This is a genomic window from Streptomyces hawaiiensis, assembly GCF_004803895.1.
Classification (GTDB): Bacteria; Actinomycetota; Actinomycetes; order Streptomycetales; family Streptomycetaceae; genus Streptomyces; species Streptomyces hawaiiensis.
In genome coordinates, this window is sequence record NZ_CP021978.1 from 6,843,531 (window position 1) to 6,869,234 (window position 25,704).

General features: G+C 72.0%; 21 protein-coding genes and 1 pseudogene. 15 read left to right on the top strand and 7 right to left on the bottom strand.

Translation table 11 applies throughout. The features are described from left to right. Positions 1–82: 82 nt before the first annotated feature. Both CEB94_RS31490 and CEB94_RS31495 read left to right on the top strand, forming a co-directional pair. Positions 83–634, top strand: coding sequence for an FHA domain-containing protein (locus tag CEB94_RS31490; RefSeq protein ID WP_175435398.1), 552 nt, complete (start codon positions 83–85; stop codon positions 632–634). A gap of 176 nt (positions 635–810) precedes the next feature. Continuing rightward, positions 811–2,151, top strand: a complete 1,341-nt coding sequence (locus CEB94_RS31495) for a M14 family zinc carboxypeptidase (protein WP_175437230.1) — start codon at positions 811–813, stop codon at positions 2,149–2,151. A 12-nt stretch (positions 2,152–2,163) separates the two neighbouring features. Here CEB94_RS31495 and CEB94_RS31500 read toward each other — a convergent pair whose 3' ends face one another. Next, positions 2,164–3,414 (bottom strand): M14 family zinc carboxypeptidase, encoded by a 1,251-nt coding sequence (locus CEB94_RS31500; RefSeq protein WP_175435399.1) that lies wholly within the window; start codon positions 3,412–3,414, stop codon positions 2,164–2,166. A gap of 117 nt (positions 3,415–3,531) precedes the next feature. Next, positions 3,532–3,698, bottom strand: a pseudogene (locus CEB94_RS41185) (dihydrolipoyl dehydrogenase); the annotation flags it as partial. On the opposite strand from CEB94_RS41185, the gene CEB94_RS31505 reads away from it, so the two are divergent. Beyond that, positions 3,684–3,833, top strand: coding sequence for a hypothetical protein (locus CEB94_RS31505; RefSeq protein ID WP_175435400.1), 150 nt, complete (start codon positions 3,684–3,686; stop codon positions 3,831–3,833). The pseudogene CEB94_RS41185 and the gene CEB94_RS31505 overlap by 15 nt on opposite strands. Before the next feature lie 2 nt (positions 3,834–3,835). Here the strand turns inward: CEB94_RS31505 and treY are convergent, their stop codons facing one another. Next, positions 3,836–6,205, bottom strand: coding sequence for a malto-oligosyltrehalose synthase (gene treY / locus CEB94_RS31510; RefSeq protein WP_175435401.1), 2,370 nt, complete (start codon positions 6,203–6,205; stop codon positions 3,836–3,838). Positions 6,206–6,311: 106 nt separating this feature from the next. Beyond that, complete coding sequence (gene glgX / locus CEB94_RS31515; RefSeq protein WP_175435402.1) at positions 6,312–8,444, bottom strand: glycogen debranching protein GlgX; 2,133 nt, start codon at positions 8,442–8,444, stop codon at positions 6,312–6,314. Between the two features lie 181 nt (positions 8,445–8,625). On the opposite strand from glgX, the gene CEB94_RS31520 reads away from it, so the two are divergent. The 4 genes from CEB94_RS31520 to CEB94_RS31535 all read left to right on the top strand — a co-directional run bounded on the left by CEB94_RS31520 (position 8,626) and on the right by CEB94_RS31535 (position 13,022). Beyond that, complete coding sequence (locus CEB94_RS31520) at positions 8,626–9,444, top strand: Tat pathway signal sequence domain protein (RefSeq protein ID WP_175435403.1); 819 nt, start codon at positions 8,626–8,628, stop codon at positions 9,442–9,444. A gap of 58 nt (positions 9,445–9,502) precedes the next feature. Further along, complete coding sequence (locus CEB94_RS31525) at positions 9,503–10,825, top strand: copper amine oxidase (RefSeq protein WP_175435404.1); 1,323 nt, start codon at positions 9,503–9,505, stop codon at positions 10,823–10,825. Between the two features lie 102 nt (positions 10,826–10,927). Then, positions 10,928–12,169 carry an SAV2148 family HEPN domain-containing protein gene (locus CEB94_RS31530; RefSeq protein ID WP_246111967.1) on the top strand — a complete coding sequence of 414 codons (1,242 nt, stop codon included), beginning with the start codon at positions 10,928–10,930 and terminating at the stop codon, positions 12,167–12,169. 130 nt (positions 12,170–12,299) lie between these two features. After that, the gene (locus CEB94_RS31535) at positions 12,300–13,022 is read left to right on the top strand and encodes a 3'-5' exonuclease (RefSeq protein ID WP_175435405.1); all 723 of its coding nucleotides are present in this window, start codon (positions 12,300–12,302) and stop codon (positions 13,020–13,022) included. Positions 13,023–13,046: 24 nt separating this feature from the next. On the opposite strand, the gene CEB94_RS31540 is transcribed toward CEB94_RS31535, so the two are convergent. Further along, positions 13,047–13,910: a phosphotransferase enzyme family protein gene (locus tag CEB94_RS31540; RefSeq protein ID WP_175435406.1), complete on the bottom strand. Its 864-nt coding sequence runs from the start codon at positions 13,908–13,910 to the stop codon at positions 13,047–13,049. 160 nt (positions 13,911–14,070) lie between these two features. Between CEB94_RS31540 and CEB94_RS31545 the strand changes: the two genes are divergently transcribed. From CEB94_RS31545 to mgt, 5 genes are all read left to right on the top strand, one after another. Next, the gene (locus CEB94_RS31545; protein WP_246111968.1) at positions 14,071–15,027 is read left to right on the top strand and encodes a carbohydrate ABC transporter permease; all 957 of its coding nucleotides are present in this window, start codon (positions 14,071–14,073) and stop codon (positions 15,025–15,027) included. Then, positions 15,024–15,857: a carbohydrate ABC transporter permease gene (locus CEB94_RS31550; RefSeq protein WP_175435407.1), complete on the top strand. Its 834-nt coding sequence runs from the start codon at positions 15,024–15,026 to the stop codon at positions 15,855–15,857. Before CEB94_RS31545 ends, CEB94_RS31550 begins: the two co-directional genes overlap by 4 nt. Further along, on the top strand, positions 15,857–17,131 hold the full coding sequence (locus CEB94_RS31555) for an ABC transporter substrate-binding protein (protein ID WP_175435408.1): 1,275 nt from the start codon (positions 15,857–15,859) through the stop codon (positions 17,129–17,131). The genes CEB94_RS31550 and CEB94_RS31555 overlap by 1 nt, the downstream gene beginning before the upstream one ends. Before the next feature lie 266 nt (positions 17,132–17,397). After that, entirely contained in the window at positions 17,398–18,177 is a 780-nt protein-coding gene (gene erm(O), locus CEB94_RS31560; RefSeq protein WP_175435409.1) for a 23S rRNA (adenine(2058)-N(6))-methyltransferase Erm(O), read from the top strand. A 48-nt stretch (positions 18,178–18,225) separates the two neighbouring features. After that, complete coding sequence (gene mgt / locus CEB94_RS31565; RefSeq protein WP_175435410.1) at positions 18,226–19,431, top strand: macrolide-inactivating glycosyltransferase; 1,206 nt, start codon at positions 18,226–18,228, stop codon at positions 19,429–19,431. A 14-nt stretch (positions 19,432–19,445) separates the two neighbouring features. On the opposite strand, the gene CEB94_RS31570 is transcribed toward mgt, so the two are convergent. Beyond that, positions 19,446–20,396, bottom strand: a complete 951-nt coding sequence (locus CEB94_RS31570) for a zinc metalloprotease (RefSeq protein WP_175435411.1) — start codon at positions 20,394–20,396, stop codon at positions 19,446–19,448. A 200-nt stretch (positions 20,397–20,596) separates the two neighbouring features. On the opposite strand from CEB94_RS31570, the gene CEB94_RS31575 reads away from it, so the two are divergent. The 3 genes from CEB94_RS31575 (at position 20,597) to CEB94_RS31585 (ending at position 23,306) form a co-directional block, all read left to right on the top strand. Next, positions 20,597–20,914: a hypothetical protein gene (locus CEB94_RS31575; RefSeq protein ID WP_175435412.1), complete on the top strand. Its 318-nt coding sequence runs from the start codon at positions 20,597–20,599 to the stop codon at positions 20,912–20,914. Positions 20,915–21,036: 122 nt separating this feature from the next. Next, positions 21,037–21,492, top strand: coding sequence for a hypothetical protein (locus CEB94_RS31580; RefSeq protein ID WP_175435413.1), 456 nt, complete (start codon positions 21,037–21,039; stop codon positions 21,490–21,492). Next, entirely contained in the window at positions 21,489–23,306 is a 1,818-nt protein-coding gene (locus tag CEB94_RS31585) for a caspase family protein (RefSeq protein ID WP_175435414.1), read from the top strand. Before CEB94_RS31580 ends, CEB94_RS31585 begins: the two co-directional genes overlap by 4 nt. A gap of 114 nt (positions 23,307–23,420) precedes the next feature. Here the strand turns inward: CEB94_RS31585 and CEB94_RS31590 are convergent, their stop codons facing one another. Further along, complete coding sequence (locus CEB94_RS31590) at positions 23,421–25,670, bottom strand: MMPL family transporter (protein WP_175435415.1); 2,250 nt, start codon at positions 25,668–25,670, stop codon at positions 23,421–23,423. Positions 25,671–25,704: the final 34 nt, after the last annotated feature.

Below are 25,704 nucleotides of genomic sequence, written 5' to 3' on the forward strand. Positions count from 1 at the left end.
GGTCTCACCGGGGTACGCGGCGCGTGGCGGCCGATTTCCCGTTTTCTGGACAGCCCGGCCGCGCTGCCCGACAATCACCAGCGTGACGTCGTCCTTCGAGTTCAACACGTTCCCCGCGCGGCTCTCCGACGCGGAGCGCGACCGGGCGCTGAAGGTGCTCCGTGACGGCGTCGCCATGGGCCGCCTGTCCCACGACACGTTCGTCCGCCGCATGGAACTGGCGCTCGCCGCCCGCCGCCCGGACGAACTCGCCGTGCTCACCGCCGACCTGCGCGCGGAGGGCCGGTTCTCGCGCCTGGTGTTCGGCACCGTCGAGGCCGTCTCCGGATTCACCGTACGGCTGCGCAGGGCCTGGCAGGCCGAGCGGCTGCCCAAGCTGCAGCTGCCCCACCCGTCGCACGGCCATCCGCTGCGCATAGGCCGCGACCCGGCCAGCGGACTGCGCCTCAACCACGAGACCGTCTCCCGCGTGCACGCCGAACTCCGTCACCAGGGCGGCCTGTGGGTCCTGCGCGACCTCGGCTCCACCAACGGCACGACGGTGAACGGACGGCGCGTCGTCGGCGCGGCCGTCGTCCGCGAGGGCGACCAGGTGGGCTTCGGCCGGATGGCGTTCCGGCTGTCGGCCGGCTGACCGGAAACGAAGCCACGCCTCAGCTCTGGCCTGGGGATTACCGAATGTCGGTCCCGCGTGCGTGGCTGAAATCCCTTTGTGGTCCACGGTGTTGACGTACCCCTGAAGTCGTGACTGACTGTGCGTACGCCATCTACACCTGGTGAACCGACGGCACCGCATGGGGGAGGTGTGCCCTGCCGCCCCTCCTGCGCTATCCGACCGTCGACGAACTGGGCGCCCGGGCCGCCGCCCTCGTCGCCCGCCACCCCCGTGACGCCCGGCTGCGCCGGGTCGGCACCTCCCGCGCGGGCACCCCCATGTGGCTGCTCTCCGTCGGCCACGGCAGCCGCCAGGCCCTGGTCGTCGCCGGCCCCCACGCCAACGAACCGGTGGGCGGCGCCACCGTGCTGCGCCTGGCCGAGCGGGCCCTGGCCGACCCGCGGCTCACCCAGGGCGCCGACGCCACCTGGAACCTGCTGCTGTGCCTCGACCCGGACGGGTCGCGCCGCAACGAGGGCTGGCTGCCCGGCCCCTACACGCTCGGCGAGTACGTCCGGAACTTCTTCCGGCCCGGCTTCCTGGAGCAGCCCGAGTGGCTGCCCGACGGCGCGGCCGGCGCCGCCCTGCCGGAGACCCGCGCCCTGCTCGACCTCCAGGACGAACTGCGCCCGTTCCTCCAGTGCTCCCTGCACGGCGTCGACATCGGCGGCGGCTTCGTCGAACTCACCCACGACCTGCCCGGCCTCGCCCAGCGCCTCGCCCGCATCGCCGCCCGGCTCGGCATCCCCCGCGAACTCGGCGCGTACGACGCCCTGTACTGGCCCGGCCTCGGCCCCGCCGTCTACCGGATCCCGCCGCCGCGCCGGGCCGATCTGGCCGCCGCCATAACCGAGGCCGCCGTCGAGTCCACATGGTTCCACCCGTACCGGCACGGCACCGTCACCGCGGTCGTCGAGGCGCCCATGTGGGGCGTGACGGCCGTGGCGGACGGCTCCCCGCCCGCGGACCGCGACGCCGTGCTCCGGGCCGTCAGCCGCACCCTGCGCCACGACACGGGCCTCCTGCGGCAGCTGCTGTCCCGGATCCGGCCTCACCTCGCCACCGTGCCCGACGCGGCCCGACTGCTCGCCCCGGTCGACGACTACCTCCTGGTCTGCCCCGGCCTCGCCGACGCCTGGGACCCCGACACCGCAGACAGCCCGGCCCACCCCCTCCCGCCCCTGAGCACCGCCCACCTGGTCGCCCTGCGCATCTCGGGGCGCCGGCTCGCGCTGCGCACGGCGGGACTGCTGCACCAGCTCGTCCGCGCCGCCGGCCGCGACCCTGCCGGGGCGCTGCCGGAGCTGGACCGGCTGATCGACGCGTGGTGCGCCGACTACCGCGACGGCTGCCGGACGCGCTGGATCCCGGTGGCCCGCCAGGCCGAGTACCAGGCCCGGGTGGTGCTCGCCGCGTTCGAACTGGCCGGGCGGCACGTGCGCCCGCCGGCCCGGTCCAGCGACCCGGGGCGGGGGTCCGGGGCGCCCGTGCCGTAGCGGCCGCAGGCGCTACTGCGTCTCCTCGCGCGCGTGCAGCGCCGCCGCGACCACCGTGCGGGACTGGTGCTCGACCTGGTTCTCCAAGGGCACCCAGCGGGCGCGGAAGCGTTCCGCGAAGGCGTCGCTCCAGGTCGAGACGAGCTCCAAGAGCTGCTTCGCCGCCTCGTCGTCGGTCCCGCGCAGCACCCGCAGCAGCATGGCCGCCGCCCGCAGCGGCACACGGCGCGCGAACGCGTCCACGCTGCCGACGTACGCCCGGGTGCGGTCGGCGGGCGGGGTGTGGACCAGGTCGGAGGCCAGGCCCGGCACCAGCTCCAGCCCCCACCGGGCGGCCCGCAGCAACGGCCCGTCCAGGTCCGCCAGCCGGGGCAGCGCGCCGTCGAGCACCCGCGTCACCTCCAGCGCGTCCCGCTGCAGCCGCCGCGCCAGCCGCCCGATCGCCGCCGCCGGAGCAGGATGCGGAGCCGGGTCGTCGACCAGGTCGCTCGCCCACATCGGCACCTCGACCACCGCGGTCAGCCCGCCGTAGCGATGGGCGTGGTACCAGGTGCTGTGCCGCGCGTCGTCCGGCAGGCTCGGATACGCCGGCCCGATCCCCGGCGCGGGCATCACATGCACGCCCGGCCCGGACGCGGGCCAGCCCGCGGCGTCCGACGCGCCGGTCTCCACCGGGATGTGCAGCTCGGCCGCGGACTTCACGAACGGTTCGGCGAGCCCCGGCACGTCCTTGGTCAACTGCACCCAGCTGCCCCCCAGATCCGTGCCGTGCAGGGTCACCTGGAGGTAGGGCCGCAGCTCGTCGATGACGCCGGTCAGGGCCCGGGTCTCGGGCGGCAGCCGGTCCGGCGGCAGCACGGACGGCGCCCACTCGGGCTGCTCCGGGCCCGCGGGCCGGAAGAAGCCGAGGTGGTAGTCGAAGAGGCTGCGCGGCGCCGGCGTCACGTGCAGGCTCGCCCCGTCGGGGTCCGCGCACAGCAGGAAGTGCCAGGAGATGCCGTCGCGCAACTCCCGCTGTTCCAGGACCCGCCGGGCGACCGCGAGCAGGGTGCAGGAGCCGGTCGGCTCGTTGGCGTGGGCGCCGGCGACCACCAGTACGGCGCGGCGAGCGCGGCCCACGGACAGCAGGTGCAGGGGTCTGCCCGCGCGCGAGGCACCCACCTGCCGCAGGGTGCACACGCCGGGGCGCTGAGCGGTCAACGCCCGGGCAGCAGCGACCTGTTCGGTCACCGTCGGGTAGCGCAGCTCCGGCAGGACACTCACCCCCGTCACATCCGCCCGAGTTCGCCATCGCAGTACCCCACGGCCATGGTGCGGTGTCAAGGGCGCGGCGGGGGAGGCTCCAGGGGGCGCCCGGAAGCACTGCCGGCCGGCGCGCCGTCACTGCTGGTGCAGCCCCCGCCCCGCCAGGGTCAGGAACGCCTCACCGACCGCCTCGGCCAGGGTCGGTGCGGGTGGATGTGCCGGGCCACGTCCGACGGCTCGGCCTCCCAGCCGACGATCGGCAGGCCATCGGCGACCATCCCCGAACCGTGCGGCCCCACCAGCAGATCGGGCCCGGCACCGCCGATGCCGCCGCCGGCCCGGCACCGGCCGACCCGCCGGGCATCGTCGAACCGGTGGGCCGGGAGGACATCGTCCTCGTGGTGGACTGCCCCGAGGACGGCCCCGCGGTCGCCTGAAGTCAGTCACCCACCCTCTCCAGCAACGCCACCGGCAGCCCCGCGAACAGTTCCGCCACGCGTGCGTGCCCTGTGAACTCCCGCCCCGGCTCCAGCACGTCCGCCCAGCGGCCCGGCGGCAGCGGCAGCCGCGTGTCCCGCCAGCCGCCCGCCTCCGCGAGCCGCAGGGACAGGCGTGTCACGGCCGTCAGCACCTCGCCGGAGCGGACGAACGCCAGGCAGTGCGCCGCCGCCGGTCCCTCGGCCGGCAGCGCCATGTACGTCGCCGTGTCGCCGAAGGCGCCGGGCCGCCGGGCCCGCAGCCCCAGCGCCGCCCGCGTCACCGCCGCCTTCTCCCCGGACGTGCCGCCGGACTCCGCGGGCGGGAAGTCCACCGCCCGCCGGTTGTCCGGGTCGACGAGCGCCCGGTACTCGGCCTCCGTGCCCTGGTACACGTCCGGGACGCCCGGCATCGTGAGATGCACCAGGGCCGTGCCCAGCACGTTGGCCCGGATGTGCGGCGCCAGCGACTCCCGGAACGCGGCGACCCGCTCGCCCGGCGCCCCGCACGGCCCGGCCGCCACGAACCGTTCCACCGCCTCCTCGTACGGTGGCTCCTGCTCGGTCCAGCTCGTGTACAGGCCCGCCTCCCGCACGTGCTTCAGCAGCGCCCCCTGCACCCGCTCCCGTGCCCCGGACGCCGGGCCGAGCCCGAACACCGTCTGCCAGGCCGCCCACGCCAGCTGCGCGTCCGGCACGCCCTCCCCGGTGCGGGTCACCTCCGCGAGGACGTCCGCCCAGCGGTCCGGGCACTCGGTGAGTACGTGCAGCGCCGCCCGGACGTCGGCACTGCGCTTGGTGTCGTGCGTGGTGGCCACCGTCCCGGAGACCGGCCAGTCGCGCTGCACGCGCGCGCAGTACGCGTGGAACTCCTCCGGCGACAGCGCGGGAGCGCCCGGATTGCCGCCCACCTCGGTCGCCGACAGCAGTGGCACGTACCGGTAGAACGCCGTGTCCTCCACGGACTTCGCCCGCAAAGCCGACGAGGTCTGCGCGAACCGCGTCCGGAACTCCACCTGCGCGGGCCCGTCCCCGTACCGGCCCAGCACCAGGTCCCGCACGACGTCCACCGCCCCGGCCTCCTCGGGCACGGCGAAGGCGTGCCGGGCCTCGGCCGCGGCCTCCGCGGTGACCACGGACGCGGCGTCGGCGGACTCGTAGGGCCGGTAGACCTCCATCCGTACGAGAAGCTCCTGGAGGGCGGTGCGCAGCGCCCAGGGCGCGCGGTCGCGCAACGCCGGCTCCGGCGAGGTCGCGCACAGCCGGGCCGCCACCCTCGTCAGCCGTTCGGTCTCGGTGGCCAGCTCGTGCGTGAGGACCTTGTACGCCGCCCGCCGCACCGTCGCCTCCCACTGCCCGCCCCGGTCCGTCTGCGGGGCCGCGAAGCGCCGGTACCGGCCCAGCAGGTCCCCGAACCCGGCCGGGTCCGTGAAGGCCCCGTCCACGTGCCGCAGGGCGTCGTAGCCGGTGGTCCCGGCGACGGGCCAGGACGCGGGGAGGTGCTCGCCGTCGGCCAGGATCTTCTCCACGACCGTCCAGCGGCCCCCGGTCGCCTCGTGCAGCCGCCGGAGGTAGCCGTCGGGGTCGGCGAGCCCGTCGGGGTGGTCGATGCGCAGCCCGTCGATCACGCCCTCGTGCAGCAGCTCGAGGATCTTGTCGTGGGTGGCCTCGAACACCTCCGGGTCCTCCACCCGGACCCCGATGAGTTCCGAGATGCTGAAGAACCGCCGGTAGTTGAGCTCGGTCCGGGCCAGCCGCCACCACACCGGGCGGTACCACTGCGCGTCCAGCAGGTGCGGCAGCGGCAGGTCCTCGGTGCCCTCGCGCAGCGGGAGGGCGTGGTCGTAGTAGCGCAGCACGTCACCGTCGACGCGCAGCTCGCCCAGCACCTCGCCCAGCGGTCCGCCGAGGACCGGCAGCAGCACCTGCCCGTCCTGCGCCTCCCAGTCGATGTCGAACCACCGCGCGTACGGCGATTTCGGGCCCTCGCGCAGCACCTCCCACAGCGCTCGGTTGTGGCGCGGGGCCATGGCCATGTGGTTCGGGACGATGTCCACCACCAGGCCGAGGCCGTGCTCGCGCGCGGTGCGCGCCAGTGCCCGCAGCCCCTCCTCGCCGCCCAGCTCTTCGCGCACGCGCGCGTGGTCGACGACGTCGTAGCCGTGGGTCGAGCCCGGCACCGCCTCCAGGACGGGGGACAGGTGCAGGTGCGAGACGCCGAGCGAGGCCAGGTACGGCACGACGGCCGCGGCTGCTCCGAACGGGAACTCGGGCTGCAGCTGCAGCCGGTACGTGGCCGTGGGCACCACCGGGTCAAGTCGCTCAGGTGTCATGGAACGTACGTACCCGCCCCGCCGCCGTTCGTGTCATCGCCCGCGCCAGGTGCGCCGCGCGTCGCCCGGACGAGTGGCTTCCGGGCGACGCGCCCGCGCTGGGCGGTCAGACGGGCCGCTGGAGCACCGTCATGCTCCGGTCCGTCAGGGTCAGCCGGTCCCCGGCCTGCACCTTCGGGCCGGTGGCCGAGGGCGCACCCTCCGGGAGCGCCGTGTCGACCACGACCTCCCACTGCCGCCCGTGATTGACCGGAACCACGAACTCCAGCGTCTTCGGCGAGGCGTTGAACATCAGCAGGAACGAGTCGTCGGTGATGCGTTCCCCGCGGGCGTCCGGCTCGGAGATCGCGTTGCCGTTGAGGAACACCGTCAGCGCGCCCGCCTGCGCCGAGTCCCAGTCCCGCTGGGTCATCTCCCGGCCGTCCGGGGTGAACCAGGCGATGTCGGACAGGTCGTCGTGCGTGCCCTCCACGGGCCGGCCGTGGAAGAAGCGCCGGCGGCGGAAGACCGGGTGGTTGCGGCGCAGCCACACCATCGCGCGCGTGAAGGCCAGCAGCTCCCTGCTGAGGCTCCCCTCGGCGTCCTCTCCCTCCTCGGGCCACTCGACCCAGGCGAGCTCGTTGTCCTGGCAGTAGGCGTTGTTGTTGCCGCCCTGGGTGCGGGCGAACTCGTCGCCGTGGCTGATCATGGGCACGCCCTGGGACAGCATCAGCGTCGCGATGAAGTTCCGCATCTGCCGGGCCCGCAGCCGCAGTACGTCAGGGTCGTCGGTCTCGCCCTCGGCCCCGCAGTTCCAGGACCGGTTGTGGCTCTCGCCGTCCCGGTTGTCCTCGCCGTTGGCCTCGTTGTGCTTGTCGTTGTAGGCCACCAGGTCGTGCAGGGGGAAGCCGTCGTGGCAGGTCACGAAGTTGATCGAGGCCAGCGGGCGGCGCCCGTCGTCCTGGTACAGGTCGGACGAGCCGGTCAGCCGCGAGGCGAACTCCGCGAGCGTGCGCTGCTCGCCCCGCCACAGGTCCCGCACGGTGTCCCGGTACTTGCCGTTCCACTCGGTCCACAGCGGCGGGAAGTTGCCCACCTGGTAGCCGCCCTCGCCCACGTCCCACGGCTCGGCGATCAGCTTCACCTGGGAGACGACGGGGTCCTGCTGCACCAGGTCGAAGAACGACGACAGCCGGTCCACCTCGTGGAACTGCCGGGCCAGTGTCGCCGCCAGGTCGAAGCGGAACCCGTCCACGTGCATGTCCGTGACCCAGTACCGTAGCGAGTCCATGATCAGCTGGAGCACGTGCGGGGACCGCATGAGCAGGGAGTTTCCCGTCCCTGTCGTGTCCATGTAGTAGCGGGGGTCCTCCGTCAGCCGGTAGTAGCGCGAGTTGTCCAGGCCCTTGAAGGACAAGGTCGGGCCCATGTGGTTGCCCTCGGCGGTGTGGTTGTAGACCACGTCGAGGATCACCTCGATCCCGGCCTCGTGCAGCGCCTTGACCGCCGACTTGAACTCCAGCACCTGCTGGCCCCGGTCGCCCCAGGACGCGTAGGCGTTGTGCGGGGCGAAGAAGCCGATGGTGTTGTAGCCCCAGTAGTTGTTCAGGCCCATGTCGACCAGGCGGTGATCGTTCACGAACTGGTGTACGGGCATCAGCTCCAGGGCGGTCACCCCGAGCTCGGTGAGGTGTTCGATGATCGCCGGGTGCGCGAGGGCCGCGTACGTGCCGCGCAGCTCCTCGGGCAGGCCCGGGTGCCGCATGGTGAGGCCCTTGACATGGGCCTCGTAGATCACCGTGTGGTGGTATTCCGTGCGCGGGCGCCGGTCGTCGCCCCAGTCGAAGTAGGGGTTGACCACGACCGACGTCATCGTGTGCGGCGCCGAGTCCAGATCGTTGCGCCGGTCGGGATCGTCGAAGTGGTAGCCGTAGACCTCCTCGCCCCAGCTGATCGAACCGCTGATCGCACGCGCGTACGGGTCGAGCAGCAGCTTCGCGGAGTTGCAGCGCAGCCCGCGCTCCGGGGCGTACGGACCGTGCACCCGGAACCCGTACCGCTGTCCCGGCATGATGCCCGGCACATACGCGTGCCGCACGAACGCGTCGCTCTCCCGGAGCTCGATCGCCGTCTCCGAGCCGTCGTCGTGCAGCAGACACAGCTCTACTCGGTCCGCGGCCTCCGTGAAGACCGCGAAGTTGGTACCGGCGCCGTCGTACGTGGCACCGAGTGGATACGCCTCGCCAGGCCAGACCTGCATGGATACGACTCTTTCAGGTGTGCGGCGCCGGTGGGGACGCCTTGGTCCCGAGTCTCCCCGAAAGTGAGGGAACCTCCTATGACTTATCTCCCTCTAACCGAGTGACCAGTGCATACGCGGTATGCCGAACTCTTGGGGCCAACACATACTCCCGGGGCTGTTGGGGGAGTAGGGGGAAGACGTGCGCAACATAGTGCACCGCCACCTGGGCAAGATGGTGGCCGGTACGACCATCGCGGTGGCCGGGACCGCCGTCATGGTGGCGGTGACCCTGCCGGGCACGGCGGGGGCGGACGACACCGGGACCCGGGCGGGGCGGTCCGTCCCGCAGGTGGCCGGCGATGCGGCGGCGGGCGGCCGGAGGGCCGTGGCGCCGGGGGTCGTCGAGGCGGCGCCCGCCGAGGGGCAGAAGGGCCAGGGCCGCGATCCGCTGACCGACGACGAGCTGAAGCGGGTCGAGAAGATCGCCCTCAGCCGGCAGCTGTTCCAAAGCAGCGAGAGCGTCGACGGGGAGCGCGGTCCGCAGCGCCTCGGCATCGACCTCGCCGAACCCGAGGCCGACGAGGCGGGCAAGCCGGACGCGCCCCGGCGTGCCGACGTGACGTTCTACGACTACCGGGACGACACCCTCGTCACCCGGACCGTCGATCTCGGCACCGGCAAGGTGGTGGCGACCGGCACCCAGCACGGCGTCCAGCCGCCCCTGAGCCGCGCCGAGAAGGCCGAGGCGGCCGGCCTCCTGGTCGCCGACCCGCTGGGCTCGGGCCTGAAGGCCGACTACCAGGACGCCACCGGCAAGGCGCTCACCTCCCCGGACCAGCTCCAGCTCAGCGGAGCCGTCTACCGGGCCGCGCCGGGCGCCCAGCCCGCCGTGCTCGACCGGTGCGGGGAGCACCGCTGCGTCCGGCTCTTCCCGAAGATCAAGAACGGTCCGTGGGTCGACGCCAGGTCGCTCGTGATCGACCTGAGCGCCCGCAAGGTCGCCCGGCTCGGCCGCTGACCCGCCCTCTTCGCTCACCCCTCCACCCCGGTCCTCCTCGTCAGGGAGTCATCTCGTCATGCGCGTGAACAGCAGCATCAAGGCCCGCACCCGGGTGGCCGCGGGCCTGACCGTGGCCGCGCTGGCCACGGGCGCCACGGCCGGCGCGGGACCGGCCACCGCCCAGCCCAAAGCCGCCCCCGCCGCGCCGCCCGCCGCCGACTGCAGCGCCGCCTACCGCATCGAGCAGAAGCTCTCCTCCGGAACCACCTGGCGGATGTGCTGGCGCTACGACGGCAAGGCCGGCCTGGTGCTGGAGAAGATCTCGTACCAGCCCAAGGGCGAGCCCAAACCGATCAGGGTCCTCAACAGCGCCCGGCTCGGCCAGATCCACGTCCCCTACGACGACGGCAACATCGAGTACGACGACCTCACCGGCTTCGACTTCGCCCAGGGCCTGATGAACCTGGCGCCGAGCGAGTGCCCCGGGGGCACCATCAAGACCGTCAAGGTCCCGGACTCCTGGAACGACGACCCGAACGTCAAGGGCCTGTGCACCACCACCCGCTCCCGCGGCCACGCCTACCGCATGCAGGGCGACACCGCGAACAAGGTCTTCCAGGCCGAGGGCAAGGACCTCCTCGTCTACACGGTCAACCAGGTCGGCTGGTACGAGTACATGACCGAGTGGCGCTTCCAGGACGACGGCGCCATCACCATGAACGTCGGCGCCACCGGCAGCCTGTCCTGGGACGACTACGACGCCGGCGACGGCCGCGGCTGGCCCATCGGCAAGGGCGCGAGCGCCAAGTCCACCAGCCACAGCCACAACGCGTTCTGGCGGCTCGACTTCGCCCTGGACGGTTCCACGAAGAACAGGGTCGAGCAGTACGACTCCACCGTCACCGCCCCGGTCAGGGGCCAGCGCGCCCCCACCACCAAGACCACCCGCACCAAGGTGGGCAAGGAACTCGCCGGGGACAGCAAGAACTACCGCTGGTGGCGCATGGTCAGCGCGACCGGAAAGAACAAGGACGGACACGCGCGCTCCTACGAGATCGTCCCCGGACCCACGACCAAGTACCCGGGCCGCAGCTACACCAAGCACGACGTGTACGTCACGCAGTACAACAAGTGCGAGCTGTTCGCCAGCCACAACCCCGGCAACTGCGCAGCAGGAGCGGGCAAGTCCGTCGACAAGTGGGTGAACGGACAGGCCCTGACCCACCCGGTGGTCTGGATGAACATCGGCTTCCACCACATAGCCCGGGACGAGGACCAGCAGCCCATGCCCGTCCACTGGCAGGGGTTCTCCATCGCCCCGCGCGACGTCACCGCCATGAATCCGCTCACTCCGGCCGAGCTCGGCTGGCAGAACGGGCACTGGCAGCCCCGCGGTTGAGAACCACCCTGCCCATCCGGCTGCACCGCCGACCGCTCCCGGAGTACCCTTCCTTGATCGTTGACAAGGGGAGTGCTCGGGGGAGCGGAAGGCGGTGCGCGGGTGGGCTCGGGAGGGCTGGAGCTGCCCCCTGGTGACGAGGGTCACGAGGGGAACTCCACTGACGTCCCGACCGGTGCCGTGTCCCTGGCGCGGCCGATGGACGCGACGGGCTCGATCGGCCCGGAGCTGGACTGGGACGCCGAAGCCTGGCGCGAGGTGCGCACCCGCGCCCAGCGGGCCGGCCGGGCCTACATCTGGCTGAACCTCGTCGAACAGCGGCTGCGCGCGGTGGTCGCCGCCGTGCTGCGGCCCGTCTACGAACCCGTGCACGGCGAGGACTGGGTGGTGGCCGCCGCCGGACCGGCCGGCCAGGAGTGGGTGCAGCGCGCGGTGGCCGTCCGCGAGGTCAGCCGCCGCAAGGGCTACCTGCTCGACCCGGCCGACGACAATGTGCTCTCCTTCCTCACCCTGCCGCAGCTGCGCGAACTGATGGTGCAGCACTGGCCCTGCTTCGAGCCGTACTTCGACGACCGCCGGGACGTCGAGCTCGCCCTGGACGAGCTGGAGGTCACCCGGAACGTGGTCTCCCGCAACCGGGCCCTGTCCGAGGCCGTGCTGAGCCAGGCCGAGCGGGCCTCGGCCCGGCTGCTGGAGATGCTCGGCGCGGGCGGGGACGTGCCGTCGGCGCGCCGGCTGCCCATCGACGCGGTCGAGGACCTGGTCGGCGACCGGTACGCCGACGTGGTCGCCGTCCACCCGGACCGGGTCAGGCTGATGCGGCAGTTCCCGGCCGAGGACATCTTCGGCGGCGCCCGACGTCTCGACGCCATCGGCATCGGCCTCAACCTGCTCGTGCAGAACTTCTCCGGCCGGCGCCTGGTGCGGCTGGCCGAGTCCGGCTGCCGGGTCAGGCTGCTGTTCCTCAACCCGGCCTCCAGCGCGGTCAAGCGGCGTGAGCGCGAACTGGGCATCAAGCGGGGCGAACTCAGCCGGGCCGTCGAGATGAACATCCTGCACATGCGCCGGGTGCGCGCCCGGCTGCGCGACCCGGGCGCCTTCGAGATCCAGGTCTTCGACGAGACGCCCCGCTTCACGGCGTATCTGGTGGACGGCGACGGCGCGGACGGCATCGCGGTCGTGCAGAACTATCTGCGCCGCACCCGGGGCATGGAGGCGCCGGTGTTCGTGCTGCGCAACAGCGGCAAGGTGGTCAAGTCGGGTGAGCTGGACGAAGCGGGCCTCTTCCCCACCTACCGCGAGGAGTTCGAGGTGATGTGGGCGGATTCGCGGCCGGTGTCATGAGCTGTGCCGGGTGCAAGGTGGTCCCCCGGCCCGCCGTCGCGGGTAAGCGGAACGCGATCCTCTGATTGTCAGTGGTGCATGGGAAGGTGGGGACCACTGGGGGAACGCACCACAAGAAGGGGGATGGCCCATGGGCTGGCACCGGGAGCTGCTGGTCGGCTTCGATCTGGAGACGACGGGCACGGATCCGCGCGAGGCGCGCATCGTCACGGGGGCCGTGATCGAGGTCAGGGGCGGGGAGCCGATAGGGCGCCGGGAGTGGCTGGCGGACCCGGGCGTGCCGATCCCCGAGGACGCGGTCGCGGTGCACGGCATCAGCAACGAGCGGGCGGCGGCCGAGGGCCGGCCGGCCGACCAGGTGGCGGACGCGCTGGCCGATGTGCTCACTTCCTACTGGAAGACGGGTGTGCCGGTCGTCGCCTACAACGCGACCTTCGACCTCACCCTGCTCTCCGCGGAGTTGCGGCGCCACGGCCTGCCGTCCCTGCGCGAGCGCCTGGGCGGTGCGGACCCGGCCCCCGTCATCGACCCGTACACCATCGACCGCTGGGTCGACCGCTACCGCCGCGGCAAACGCAACCTCGAAGCGGTCTGCGCCGAGTACGGCGTCGTCCTCGACGCCGCCCACGACGCCATGGCCGACGCCCTGGCGGCGGCCCGCCTGGCCGGCGCGATAGCCGACCGCCACCCCAAGATCGCCACGCTCGGTCCGGCGGCCCTGCACCACCGCCAGATCGAGTGGTACGCGCAGTGGGCGGCGGACTTCCAGAGCTTCCTGCGCGGCAAGGGCGACGCGACGGCCCTGGTCGACGGGACGTGGCCGCTGCGGGAGTTGGCCGACGAGCCGGTCTGAGCCGGCGGCCAGGCGGTCACGCTGTCAGAACGGAAACCACCGCACCGTCTCGTCCCCGTCCCTCAAGGACCGCACCCGCCGCTCGAACTCGGCCAGCGCCTTCGGGTTGCCCGGGGCGTGCTGAGCTACCCACGCGCAACTGGCGGTCTCCCGGGCCCCGCGCAGCACACCGCAGCCCTCCCACCCGCGTACGTCCCAGCCGTAGGTCTCCGCGAACGACGCGTACGCCTCGTCCGGAACGCCGTAGCGGTCGTGGGACAGCACCATCACCACGAGATCGTGCTCCCGCAGATCCGCGGACACCGTCTCCAGATCCACCAGCACGGGCCCGTCCGGTCCGACATGCACATTGCGCGGCAGCGCGTCCCCGTGGATCGGCCCCGGCGGCAGATGCGGCGTGAGCGCGGCGGCCCGAGCGGCGAACCCGTCCCGCCGCTCGCGCAGATACGCCGCGTCCGCGGGATCGATCGCGTCCCCCGCGAGCCGCAGCCACCGCTCCACACCGCCCAGCAGATCACGGGCCGGAAGTTCGAAGGGAGGAAGGGGCGTGGCATGCACGACCCGTAGCAGTTCGGCCAGATCCCGCGGCTCGGCGGGCCGCACGGCATCCGGCAGCCGATGCCACACCGTCACCGGATGCCCGTCGACCAGCAGCGCCTTCGGCTCGGCCGCCCGCACCACCGGCACGCCCGCCTCGGCGAGCCATACCGCGACGTCCAGTTCGCGGCGCGCCCGGTCGAGGAGTCCTGGGTCGCGGCCGACCTTGACGACCAGGTCACCGGCGGCGAACACCGCGTTCTCGCCCAGGGCGAGCAACCGCGCCTCCCGGGCCGCACCGGGCAGCACGCCCGCCGCGGCCACCACGTCCCGCGCCCGCGCCTCGTCCATCGTCCGCCTCCGTCGTCCACGCTTCGACCGTCGGGTTCCGGCCATCCACCGGTCAGTGTCGCATCGGCACAGGTCGGACGGCGTACGCGGTGCCTTGACGAGGCAGACGGCCTTCACGAGCATGACCAGGCCGGCCGAGCGTGCAAAAGGGGCTGATTCCTTGACAACGGTGACCGAGGCTCCGCCACCTTCGCCACCGGGGAGGCGGGCCGGCCGCAGACGGTCCGGCGAAGACCGGCCCCGGCGAGCCGTCGACCACGGCGCCTGGTTCCTGGTGCTTCCCGCCCTGATCCCGATCCTCGTCCTCAGCGCCGGACCGCTGCTGTACGGGATCCTGCTGGCCTTCACCGACGCCCAGTCGGGGCGCACCGAGCCCACGCAGTGGATCGGCGCCCTCAACTTCCGCGACCTGCTGCACGACACGCTGTTCTGGGAGTCGTTCCGGATCGGGCTGGTGTGGGCGGTCGGCGTGACCGTGCCGCAGTTCCTGCTCGCGCTGGGCCTCGCCCTGCTGCTCAACCAGGACCTGCGGCTGCGCTGGCTCGCCCGTGCTCTGGCGATCATCCCGTGGGCCATGCCCGAGGTGGTCGTCGGCATCATGTGGCGGCTCGTCTACAGCCCGGACGCGGGCATCCTCAACGAGACCCTGCGCGACCTCGGCATGGGCGGCGGCCGGGACTGGCTCAGCGGGCTGGCGACCGCGCTGCCCGCCGTGATCCTCGTCGGCGTCTGGGCGGGCATGCCCCAGACGACGGTCGCGCTGCTCGCCGGGCTGCAGAACACCCCGCGCGAACTCCACGAGGCGGCGGCGGTCGACGGCGCGGGCGCCTGGCGCCGCTTCCGCACGGTCACCTGGCCCGCCCTTCGGCCCATCGCCCTCGCCATCACCGCGCTCAACCTGATCTGGAACTTCAACTCCTTCGCCCTGGTCTACGTCCTGACCAGCGGCGGCCCGGGTGGCCGGACCCGGCTGCCCATGCTCTTCGCCTACGAAGAGGCTTTCCGCTACGGGCAGTTCGGCTACGCGGCGGCGATGGGCTGCGTGATGGTCGCCGTGATCTCGATCGCCCTGGCCGTGTTCCTCGCCGGCCGCCTCAGGGGAGGTGACGACACGTGAGGATCAGCCGTGCGGCCCGCGTCGGCCAGTACACCGCGCTGCTCGCGTATCTCGTCTTCCTCGCTTTCCCGTTCCTCTGGCTGGTCTCCACCGCGTTCAAGCCGCCGCGCGAGCTGGGCAGCCTGCATCCGACGTGGATCCCGAAGGACCCCACCCTCGGCAACTTCCGGCAGGCCTTCGACGAACAGCCGCTGCTGCACGCCGCGTTCAACTCCCTGATCGCCGCGCTCGGAGCGGCCGTCGTCGCCGTGCTGATCGCGACGCCGATGGCCTACGTCGTCGCCCGGCGCCGCACCCGGCTGGCGAAGGCGGTGACGGGCTGGGTGGTGGTCAGCCAGGCGTTCCCGTTCGTGCTGCTGATCATCCCGCTGTTCCTCGTGCTGAAGAACCTCCGCCTGATCAACTCCGTACCGGGGCTGGTGCTGGTCTACGTGGTGTGGGCGCTGCCCTTCGCGCTGTGGATGCTCGCCGGGTACGTACGGGCCGTGCCGCCCGAACTGGAGGAGGCGGCTGCGGTCGACGGGGCGGGCCGGGTACGGACGCTGGTGTCGGTGACGGCGCCGCTGCTCGCGCCGGGCATCGTGGCGACCGGGCTGTTCGCGTTCATCACCGCGTGGAACGAGTTCTTCTTCGCGCTCGTGCTCCTCAAGACACCGGAGAAACAGACGCTTCCCGTGGTCCTCACCCACTTCATCGGCGCCGAGGGCGTCGCCGACCTCGGCCCGCTCGCGGCAGCCGCGTTCCTCGCGACACTGCCCTCACTCGTCGTCTTCGCGATCATCCAGCGGCGGATCACGGGCGGCATGCTGACCGGGGCGGTGAAGAGCTGATGCGCGCACGGCTGCTGGCCCTGGTCCTCCTGCTGATGCTCGCCGGCTGCTCCTCGGGCGGCACCCGCGACGACGGCCGGATCACCCTGCGCTTCCAGTCCCTGGCCTGGCAGGAGGAGTCCGTCGAGGCCAACAAGCGCCTGGTGAAGGAGTGGAACGCCGCCCATCCGGACGTCCGCGTCGAGTACGTCCAGGGCAGCTGGGACAGCGTCCACGACCAGCTCCTCACCGCGTTCGAGGGCGGCGAGGCACCCGACGTCATCCACGACGCCTCCGACGACCTCGCGGACTTCGCCTACGGCGGCTACCTCGCCGATCTCACCGGCCTGCTGCCCGCGAGACTGAAGTCGGACATCCCGCGGCGCAGCTGGGAGACGGCCACCTTCGGCAACGGCGTCTACGGTGTGCCGTTCCTCCAGGAACCGCGCGTGCTGATCGCCAACGCCACATGGCTCAGACGGTCCGGCGTACGGATCCCGACCCCGAAGGAACCGTGGAGCTGGGCCGAGTTCCGCCGGATCACCGAACGCCTCAGCGGCCCGGGGAAGTACGGCGTCGCCTGGCCGCTGAAGGAACCCGTCTCCGCCACGCTCAACCTCTCCCTGTCGGCGGGCGGACAGCTCTTCCACCGGGGGCCGGACGGCAAGGTGACCGTCCGCTTCGGGGCGGCCGATCAGGTGGTGCCGCGCACCATCCACGACCAGGCGAACACCGACCGCAGCGCCTCGCCCACGACCCTGGGCAGCGGCGGCTCCGACACGCTGCCCGGCTTCTTCGCAGGCCGGTACGCGATGGTCCCGCTCGGCTTCTCCTACCGCCAGCAGATCGTCCAGCAGGCCCCCAAGGGCTTCGACTGGCAGGTGCTGCCCGCTCCGGCGGGCGCCGGCGGACTCACCCAGGGCGTCAGCCCCCAGACCCTCTCCATCGCCGAGGACTGCCCGCACAAGAAGGAGGCCGCCGCATTCCTCGACTTCCTCCTCAGACCACCGAACATGGTCCGCCTCGCCCTCGGCGACTGGATGCTGCCCACCGGCACGCAGGCGCTCAGGGACTCCGCCCTGCGCACCACGCGGCACGGCTGGGCCACCGGCGCCGCCCTCGCCGCCCAGCTGCGCCCGGCGCCCGCGCAGACGGTCCGGGGCTACCCCGAGTGGAAGGACAAGGTGGCGACCCCCGCCCTGCAGGAGTACTACAGCGGAGCCATCGGACTCGGCGCACTGCGTGAACGGCTGGAGGGGGACGGCAACCTGGTGCTCGCCCGCTATCAGCGCTGACCCCGGCGAAAACCCGTTGGCCGTCCGCACCGGGACCGCCTAGCGTGCTGTCCGTGGGTATCAACGCGATCTACATCTCCGGTCACGCCCGGGGCTGTGCGCACGCCGCCAGGACGCGCCGCCGCCCCGGAGCCCTGACCGGCCCGGGGAGCCACGCCCGCTGAGCCACTGAGCCCGGCGTCCCGCCTCCCTCGTTCTCACCTGTCTTCCGGTCAGGGCCCTCGTCCGCCCTTTTCCACCTTTCGGAAGACAAGGACCCGCAGGCCATGGCCCGCCCCACCGCGCTTTCCCGCGCCCTCTCGCAGAACTTCCTCACCGACCGCGCCGCCGCGGAACGCTTCGCCCGGCTCGTCGTCCCACGGACCGGCCCCCTCCCGCTGCTCCTCGAAGTCGGCGCGGGCAAAGGTGCGTTGACCGCCCCGCTGGCCGCGCGCTGCCGGGAACTGCGCGCGTACGAGATCGACCCGCGGCTCGTGCCGGTGCTGCGCGCCCGGTTCTCCGGCGCCCCGCACGTGCGGGTCGTCGCCGGGGACTTCCTGGCCGCGCGTGCGCCGCGTACGGCCTTCTCGGTCGCCGGGAACGTGCCGTTCTCCCGGACCGCGGACGTCGTCGACTGGTGCCTGCGCGCCCCCGCCCTCACCGACGCCACCCTGCTCACCCAGCTCGAGTACGCCCGCAAACGCACCGGGGACTACGGCAGCTGGACGCTGCTGACGGTCCGGAGCTGGCCCCGCTTCGAGTGGCGGCTGCTCGGCCGGGTCGGCCGGCGCAGCTTCCGGCCGGTGCCGCGCGTGGACGCCGGCGTGCTCCGCATCGAGCGGCGCCCGGCCCCGCTGCTCGACGACGCCGCCTGCCGCAGCTGGCGGTCCCTGGTCGAGCTGGGTTTCTCCGGGGTGGGCGGCTCCCTGCACGCCTCGTTGCGCAGGGCCCATCCGAGGCGGCGGGTGGACGCCGCGTTCCGGGCGGCGCGGCTGGACCCGGGCGTGCTGGTCGGTGAGGTCGCCCCGGCGCGCTGGCTGCGCCTGCACGAGGTGCTGACCTCGTAGAACACAAAGAGATTGCACGAGACGTATCGTCTCGTCTAGTCTCGGTGCATGACCAGTCGCGCCCACATCGCCATGTTCTCCATCGCCGCCCACGGCCACGTGAACCCGAGTCTGGAGGTGATCCGCGAGCTCGTGGCACGCGGCCACCGGGTGACCTACGCCATCCCGCCCGCCCTCGCGGACAAGGTCGCGGGCACCGGCGCCGAGGTGAAGCCCTGGAACTCGACACTGCCCTCGCCCGACGACGACCCGGAGGCGTGGGGGACCACGCTGCTGGACAACGTGGAGCCGTTCCTCGACGACGCGATCCAGGCTCTCCCGCAGCTGATCGCGGCCTACGAGGGCGACGAGCCAAACCTCGTCCTGCACGACATCGCCTCCTATCCGGGCCGGGTCCTCGCCCACCGCTGGGGCGTCCCCGCGGTCTCCCTCTCCCCGGCCATGGTCGCCTGGGAGGGGTACGAGGAGGAGGTCGCCCGGCCCTTGTGGGAGGAGCCGAAGAAGACCGAACGGGGCCGCGCCTACTACGCCCGTTTCCACGCCTGGCTGGAGGAGAACGGGATCACCCTGCACCCCGACGACTTCGGGGGCCGGCCCGACCGCTCGATCGTCCTGCTTCCCAAGGCGCTCCAGCCGAACGCGGACCGTGTCGACGAGCGGGTCTACTCCTTCGTCGGCGCCTGCCAGGGCGACCGCACCGCCGAGGGCGGCTGGCAGCGGCCGGCCGGTGCCGAGAAGGTCGTGCTCGTGTCCCTCGGGTCCGCCTTCACCAAGCAGCCCGGCTTCTACCGGGAGTGCGTCAAGGCGTTCGGCGACCTGCCGGGCTGGCACCTGGTGCTCTCGGTCGGCAAGCACGTCGACCCGGCCGGGTTCGCGGACGTCCCGGCCCATGTCGAGGTGCGCACCTGGGTGCCGCAGCTGGCGATCCTGAAGCAGGCCGACCTGTTCGTCACGCACGCGGGCGCCGGTGGCAGCCAGGAGGGCCTCGCCACCGCCACGCCGATGATCGCCGTACCGCAGGCCGCGGACCAGTTCGGCAACGCGGAGATGCTCCAAGGCCTCGGCGTGGCCCGGTACCTGCCCACGGAGGAGGCAACCGGTGAGACCCTGCGCGCGGCGGCCCTCGCGCTGACCGGCGACCCGGAGGTGGCCCGCCGGCTGAAGCAACTGCAGGCGGAGACGGCCCAGGAGGGCGGCACCAGGCGCGCGGCCGACCTCATCGAGGCCGCATTGGACAAGCCCTGGCCGTCGTAGCGCGTCGGGCGTCGTCACACCGCGACGGCCTGACGGGTGAGGGTCAGACGGGCGTTGTCGAGGGTGGCGTCCATGCGCGCCGACTGGCCCTTGGTGAACATGTACATCGCGGCGTCGTCGGTGTAGTCCATGTAGTTCATGAACATGTCGCCGTCCGGGCCGTTGCCGCATGTCACATGAGGGAAGGCGGGCGAACCGGCGTTCCCTCCGGCCTGGTTGGGGGTGTCCGCCACGAAGTCGCTGCCGCTGCACCCCTCGTCGTCGTCACCCCAGATGTGCCGCAGGTTCAGCCAGTGCCCGATCTCGTGCACAGCCGTGCGGCCGCCGTCGAACGGCGCCGTGGCGGTGCCGGTGGTCCCGAGGGCGGTGTGCGTCACGACCACGCCGTCCGTGGAGGCGGCCCCGCCCGGGAACTGGGCGTAGCCCAGCAGCCCGCGGCGCAACTGGCAGACCCAGAGGTTCAGGTAGATGTCCGCCGGCCAGGCGTCCTGGCCGCCGCTCAGGCTGAACTTGACCAGGTCGTCAGTGTCCCAGTCCGGGTTCGTGGTTCGGGTCCGCGTGATGCCGTCCGTGGGGCGGCCCAGCGGATCGGTCCGGGCGAGGTGGAACTGCAGGCGTGCGTCGGCCACCAGGTCTTGCCAGACGGCGGGCACCTTGCTCACGTCCGGGTTGCTCGCGCGGAAGTCCTGGTTGAGCACGTCGATCTGACTGTGGATCTGGGCGTCGCTCACGTTCTGCTCGGGGGTGCCGTGCACGACGTGCACGACGACGGGGACGTCGATGAGGCCCTGCCGGGCGGCGACCTGCTCCATCGACTCGTAGGCGAACGCGGTGTTCTCGATCAGGGCCCGGTTCTCGGCGTACTGCGGGTTCAGGCTGAGGAGTCTGCGGTGCACCTCCATGGCGCCGCACCAGCGGCTGTAGTCGGGCGAGGTGGCGCGAAGGAATGCCTGCGCATCGGACATGGGGTGCCCCCCGGGGAGCTTCGGGTATGCCGCGCACGCGGCTGCGGAACTGCGCGTCTGACACGCGCCGCGAGGGCCGGGCGACGCCGGGCGGAGCGGCCGGTTGCCCGTTCCCTCCGAACCCATACACTTGTAATTCTAGTCACTTCGGAACAAGAGCGGCAATGTGGACGGCTTGGGACGAGTGAGGTGACCGGGTCATGCAAGAGCCTCCGCCGGGCCTGTTCCGCTCGTGGCTCCACTCCTACGAGGAGGATCACGAGGACGTACGGGTCTACCGGCCGGACGACTTCCCCTTCCCGCCCGCCCGCGGGCGCCGCGGCATGGAGTTCGTACATGACGGCACCCTCGTCGACCGCCCCCTGGGACGGGGTGACGCCCCCGGCGCCGTGCCCGGTCGCTGGCGGCTCGTGTCGGACCGTCACATCGCGCTCACCTTCGGGGGCGCCCGCCCGGACCGGGAGCTGGAGATCGTGCACTGCGACGAGCATGTGCTGCGTGTGCGCCGGCTGACGTAGTGCCCGTATGCGAACCCGCCATCCCAAGTTGAACGAGAAACCTTACGGTTGAGCGGTCAAGTTCATTCCACTTTGGGTGACTTGCCACCCCGCTCTGAGCAGCGGAGACTGTAAACGATGACGTGGAGCCCACCGACACTCCGACTCTGCGCCGCCCCGACGAGCACGAACAAAGGGGTGACCCGGTGGAGAACGAACTGCATATCCTCCTCACCGAAGAGGACGCGGAAGCCGAGCGCGTCGCGGAGCTGACCGGCTACTTGCGCGAGGAACTGCTCGACCTCGACGTGGACGACGTCACAGCGCTCCCCGGCGGGGAGGTCCCACCCGGAGCGCGGGCCGTGGACGTCACCCAGATCGGTGCCCTGCTGGTGACCCTGGGCAGCTCGGCGACCGCCCTGAGCCAGGTGATGACCGTGATCCGGTCGTGGGTGGGCCGTCGCCATGACACCCACCCGTCCTTGCACCTGCGGATGGGGGACGACGTCCTGGAGGTGTCCGAGGCGACCGACGACCAGGTCGCCGAGGCGTTCAAGATCTTCGTCGAGCGCCATTCCACGGCTGGAGCCGGGCCATGACGGATTCCAGACACGCGCTGATCATCGCCAACGACCGGTACGCCGACCAGGGGCTCAAGAAGCTCAGGGCGCCTGCCCAGGACGCCGCGGCTCTCGAGCGGGTGCTGCGCGACCCGCAGATCGGCGACTTCGAGGTGGAGGTCGTGCACAACGCCTCCGCCGACCTCATGCGCAGGCGCATCCAGGCCTTCTTCAACGACCGCCGCCGCGCCGACACGCTCCTGCTGCACTTCTCCTGCCACGGCCTCAAGAGCGAGTCCGGCGAGCTGTACTTCGCCGCGAGCGACACCGAACCCCCGCTGCTGGCCGCCACGGCTGTCGCCTCCCAGTTCGTCCGCGGTTGCATGGCCGGCACCCGGGCGGGCCGCAGCGTCCTGTTCCTCGACTGCTGCTACGGCGGCGCCTTCTCCCGGGGCTCGGCCTCTGTGCGCGCCTCCGGAGAGGTCCACGTCCTCGAGTCGTTTCCGAAGGACGAACCGGTCAGCGGGCGGGGCTGGGCTGTCATCACCGCCTCCGACTCCATGGAGTACTCCTTCGAGGGCAACGAACTCGCGGAGAATTCCGCTCCGCGGCCTTCGGTGTTCACACACGCGGTGGTCGAAGGCCTGGAGACCGGTGAGGCCGACCTCGACGCGGACGGGAATGTCTCCCTCGACGACCTGTATGAGTACGTCTACAGACACGTACGGGAGCAGAACCCCCATCAGACGCCGAAGAAGGCGGCGGAGCTGCAAGGGGAGCTGCATCTGGCACACAGCAGGCGCGGCCGCATCAAGATCGTCGCCATTCCCTCGCCGCCCGCCCTGCAGGCCGCCCTGACGAGTGACGAGGTCCTCACACGGCAGGGCGCCGTGCTGGAGTTGCACAAACGACTGCGGCACACGGAGCTGCCCGTGGCGGAAGGGGCGCGTCAGCACTTGGAGGAAGTCGCGCGCAACGACATCCAGCAGATCGCCGATCTGGCGTCCGAGGCCCTGAGCGAGATCCGCCTGGCACCGTCCCCGGACCACCTGGACTTCGGCCGTGTACCGAGGAGTTCGACCCCCAGGAAGCGGTCCGTTACCATGCACGGCCCACCGCTGGCCCGACACTGCGTGGTCCAGCCCAAACAGCCGTGGCTGCGGGTCGATCCGGCCCGGAGCGGTCTGGAGGTCCACGTCGATACGGCCGCCGCGGGGCACCTGTCCGGCGACATCGTGCTGAAGGGCGTGGCCGACGAGTCAGTGATCCACGTCGAGGCGGAGGTAACCCCGGCAAACGAGGCCGGCCGCACGGAGCCCGGCCCCGACGCCTCGAACGACTCCACGAACCCGAAGCCCCGATCGGAAGACAAGCGGGACACAGTGGTCATCGAGCCCTCGCGCGTCCCGCCCCGGCCCGAGAAGCCGCCCCTGACCACCGCACACCGGAAGCGACCGGACCAGTCCTCCCCGTCCCGACGGGCTCCCGCCCTTGCCGGCGCAGCTCTCGCCCTCGCCGTGACGGCGGTCGCCACGCTCGTACTGGCCATCCAGAGGGGGGTGGTGGCCGTCGTGGAACGGGGCGACGCGGGGATGCACGGCAACGTCGAGGACAACATCCGCGAGCACGCAGCGCTCACACCGCTCATCGTGTGTCTGATCACCGGTGCGGTGGCGCTGGTCGTGGGCGCGTTCGCCCGGCACGACCTGGGCACACGGGGGGAGCACAACACGAGGCGGGCGGTGAGCGGTACGCACACACTGACCTCCGTCGCGAAGGGCCTGGCCATCCCGGCGCTGGTCCTGGCCGTCCTCGCGGGCATCGCCTACCTGGTGGGCAGCAGCGAGTGGTGATCATCTGCCGCGGGATCAGAGCTGGTTCGGTGCTCCGGAACACCTGCTCGGCGAGAGGTACGGAAGGGCCCGTCGGTTCCCCCGGAAACCAACCGGCCCTTCGCACCGCGGCGATCAGACCCTGAGGGGCTCGCCCTCGTCGTCCCGCGCCGCCGGTCCGGCGACCGCCTGCGGCGTCTCGTCGTGCGTGAGGTCCGGCAGCCGGTGCAGCCACTTCGGCAGGTACCAGTTGCGCTCGCCGAGCAGCGCCATCACCGCCGGCAGCAGCACGCCCCGGATGATCGTCGCGTCGATGAGCACCGCGGCCGCCAGGCCGACGCCCATCTGCTTCATGGACTGCATGGACAGCGTCCCGAAGATCGCGAACACCGCGACCATGATGACCGCGGCACTGGTCACCACCCCGGCCGTCGTGACCACGCCGTGCCGGATCGCGTCCTTCGTCGCCAGGCCCCGCAGCCGCGCCTCACGGATCCGGGAGACCACGAACACGTGGTAGTCCATCGACAGGCCGAACAGGATCACGAAGAGGAACAGCGGCAGCCAGGTGATGATCGCGCCGACGCCCTCCGCGCCCACCAGGGACGCGCCCCAGCCGTGCTGGAACACGGCGACGAGAATGCCGTACGCGGCGCCCACCGACAGCAGGTTCAGCACGATCGACGTGACCGCGATGGTCAGCGAGCGGAACGACAGCAGCATCAGCGCGAAGGCGAAGACCACGACGAACGCGAACACCGGGACGACAGCGCCCGCCAGCTGGTCGTTGAAGTCCTTGGACCCGGCCACCTGCCCGGTGATGGGCGCCTCGACCCCCTCGACCCTGCCGAGCGTGGCCGGACGCACCTCGTCCCGCAGCGTGTCCAGGCTCGCGCCCGCCTTGTCCTGGTCGGAGCCGCCGACGAGCGGGACGTAGACGAACGCGACGTTCTGCGCGTCGTGCAGCTTGATCTCCACCGGGCCGCGCGAAGCGCCCGAACTGATCGCCCGGTCGCGGAAGTCGGCGAGCGCGGACTTCACCTCCGGCGCGTTGATGTCGTCCGCCTTGACGACCACCTCGGCCGGCTCGGATCCGCCCGGGAACGCGTCGTTGAGCCGGTTGTACGTCTGCACGATGGGCAGCGAGTCGCCGAACTCCTGGTCCAGAGTGAGCTGTTGGGTCTTCATGCCGAGCGCGGGGGCCGTGATGGCGAGCAGCGCTCCGGCCGCGACCACCACCGCGATGACCGGCTTGGCGAGGACGCGTCGCAGTACGGCCGTCCAGAACCGGCTGTCCTGACCGCCGCCCCGCTCGCGCCGGCGCAGGAACGGTATGCGGCCCTTCTCGACGCGCTCGCCCAGCAGCGACAGCAGCGCGGGCAGCACGGTCACGGACCCCACCATCGCCACGGCCACCACCATCAGCGAGGCCAGGCCCATCGCCTCGAACTCGGCGAGCCCCGTGAACAGCATGCCCGCCATGGCCACACACACCGTGACACCCGAGACGACGATCGCCCGGCCACTGGTCGCGGCGGCGATCCTGAGGGCCGTCTGCGCGTCCCGGCCGGCCTCGCGCTCCTCGCGCTCACGGCGCAGGTAGAACAGGCAGTAGTCGACGCCGACGGCCAGACCGACCAGCAGCATCACGGAGTTCGCGGTCTCGCTCATCGGCATCACGTGGCTGACGACGCCCATCAGACCCATCGTCGCCATGATCGCGGTGATCGCCAGCAGCACCGGCAGCAGCGCCGCGACCAGGGCGCCGAAGGCGATGAGCAGAATACCGAGGGCCACCGGCACCGCGGAGTACTCGGCCTTCTTGAAGTCGTCGCCGAACGCGTCGTCGAACGTCTTCATCATGCTGGCGCCGCCGATCTCCTCGATCCGCAGCGACTCGTAATCCTGTTGGACGCCCTCGACGGCCTCCAGCACCGGCTCGACCCGCTCACCGGCCGTGTCCGGCTCGCCGCGCATGTCGAACTGCACGAGCGCGCTGCGGCCGTCCTTCGAGATCGTCTTCGTGTCGTACGGCGAGGTCACCTCGGTGACCCGGCCGGTCCCCTCGACGGCCCGCACCACGGCGTCGACGGCGTCCCGGAACTCGGCGTCCGTTGCCTTCAGGCCACCGCCCTTGGCCTGGATCAGCACGGTCTCACCGGCCGGCTCGTCGATCCCGGCGTCCTCGATGATCCGCGCGGCGGTGTGCGTCTCGCCCTTCAGCTGGTCGCTGTCCTTGACGTCGACCCGGCCCGCCGCCGAACCGAGCCCCATCGCCAGGACGACGAACAGCACCCAGATTCCGACGGCAGCCCATCGGTGCCGGGCGCTCCAGCCGCCGGCCCGGGCGGCGAGACCCCGCACCCGTATGTCTCCGTTCCCCATGACGGGCTTGCCCCCTCGAGATGCGGTGGCGGCC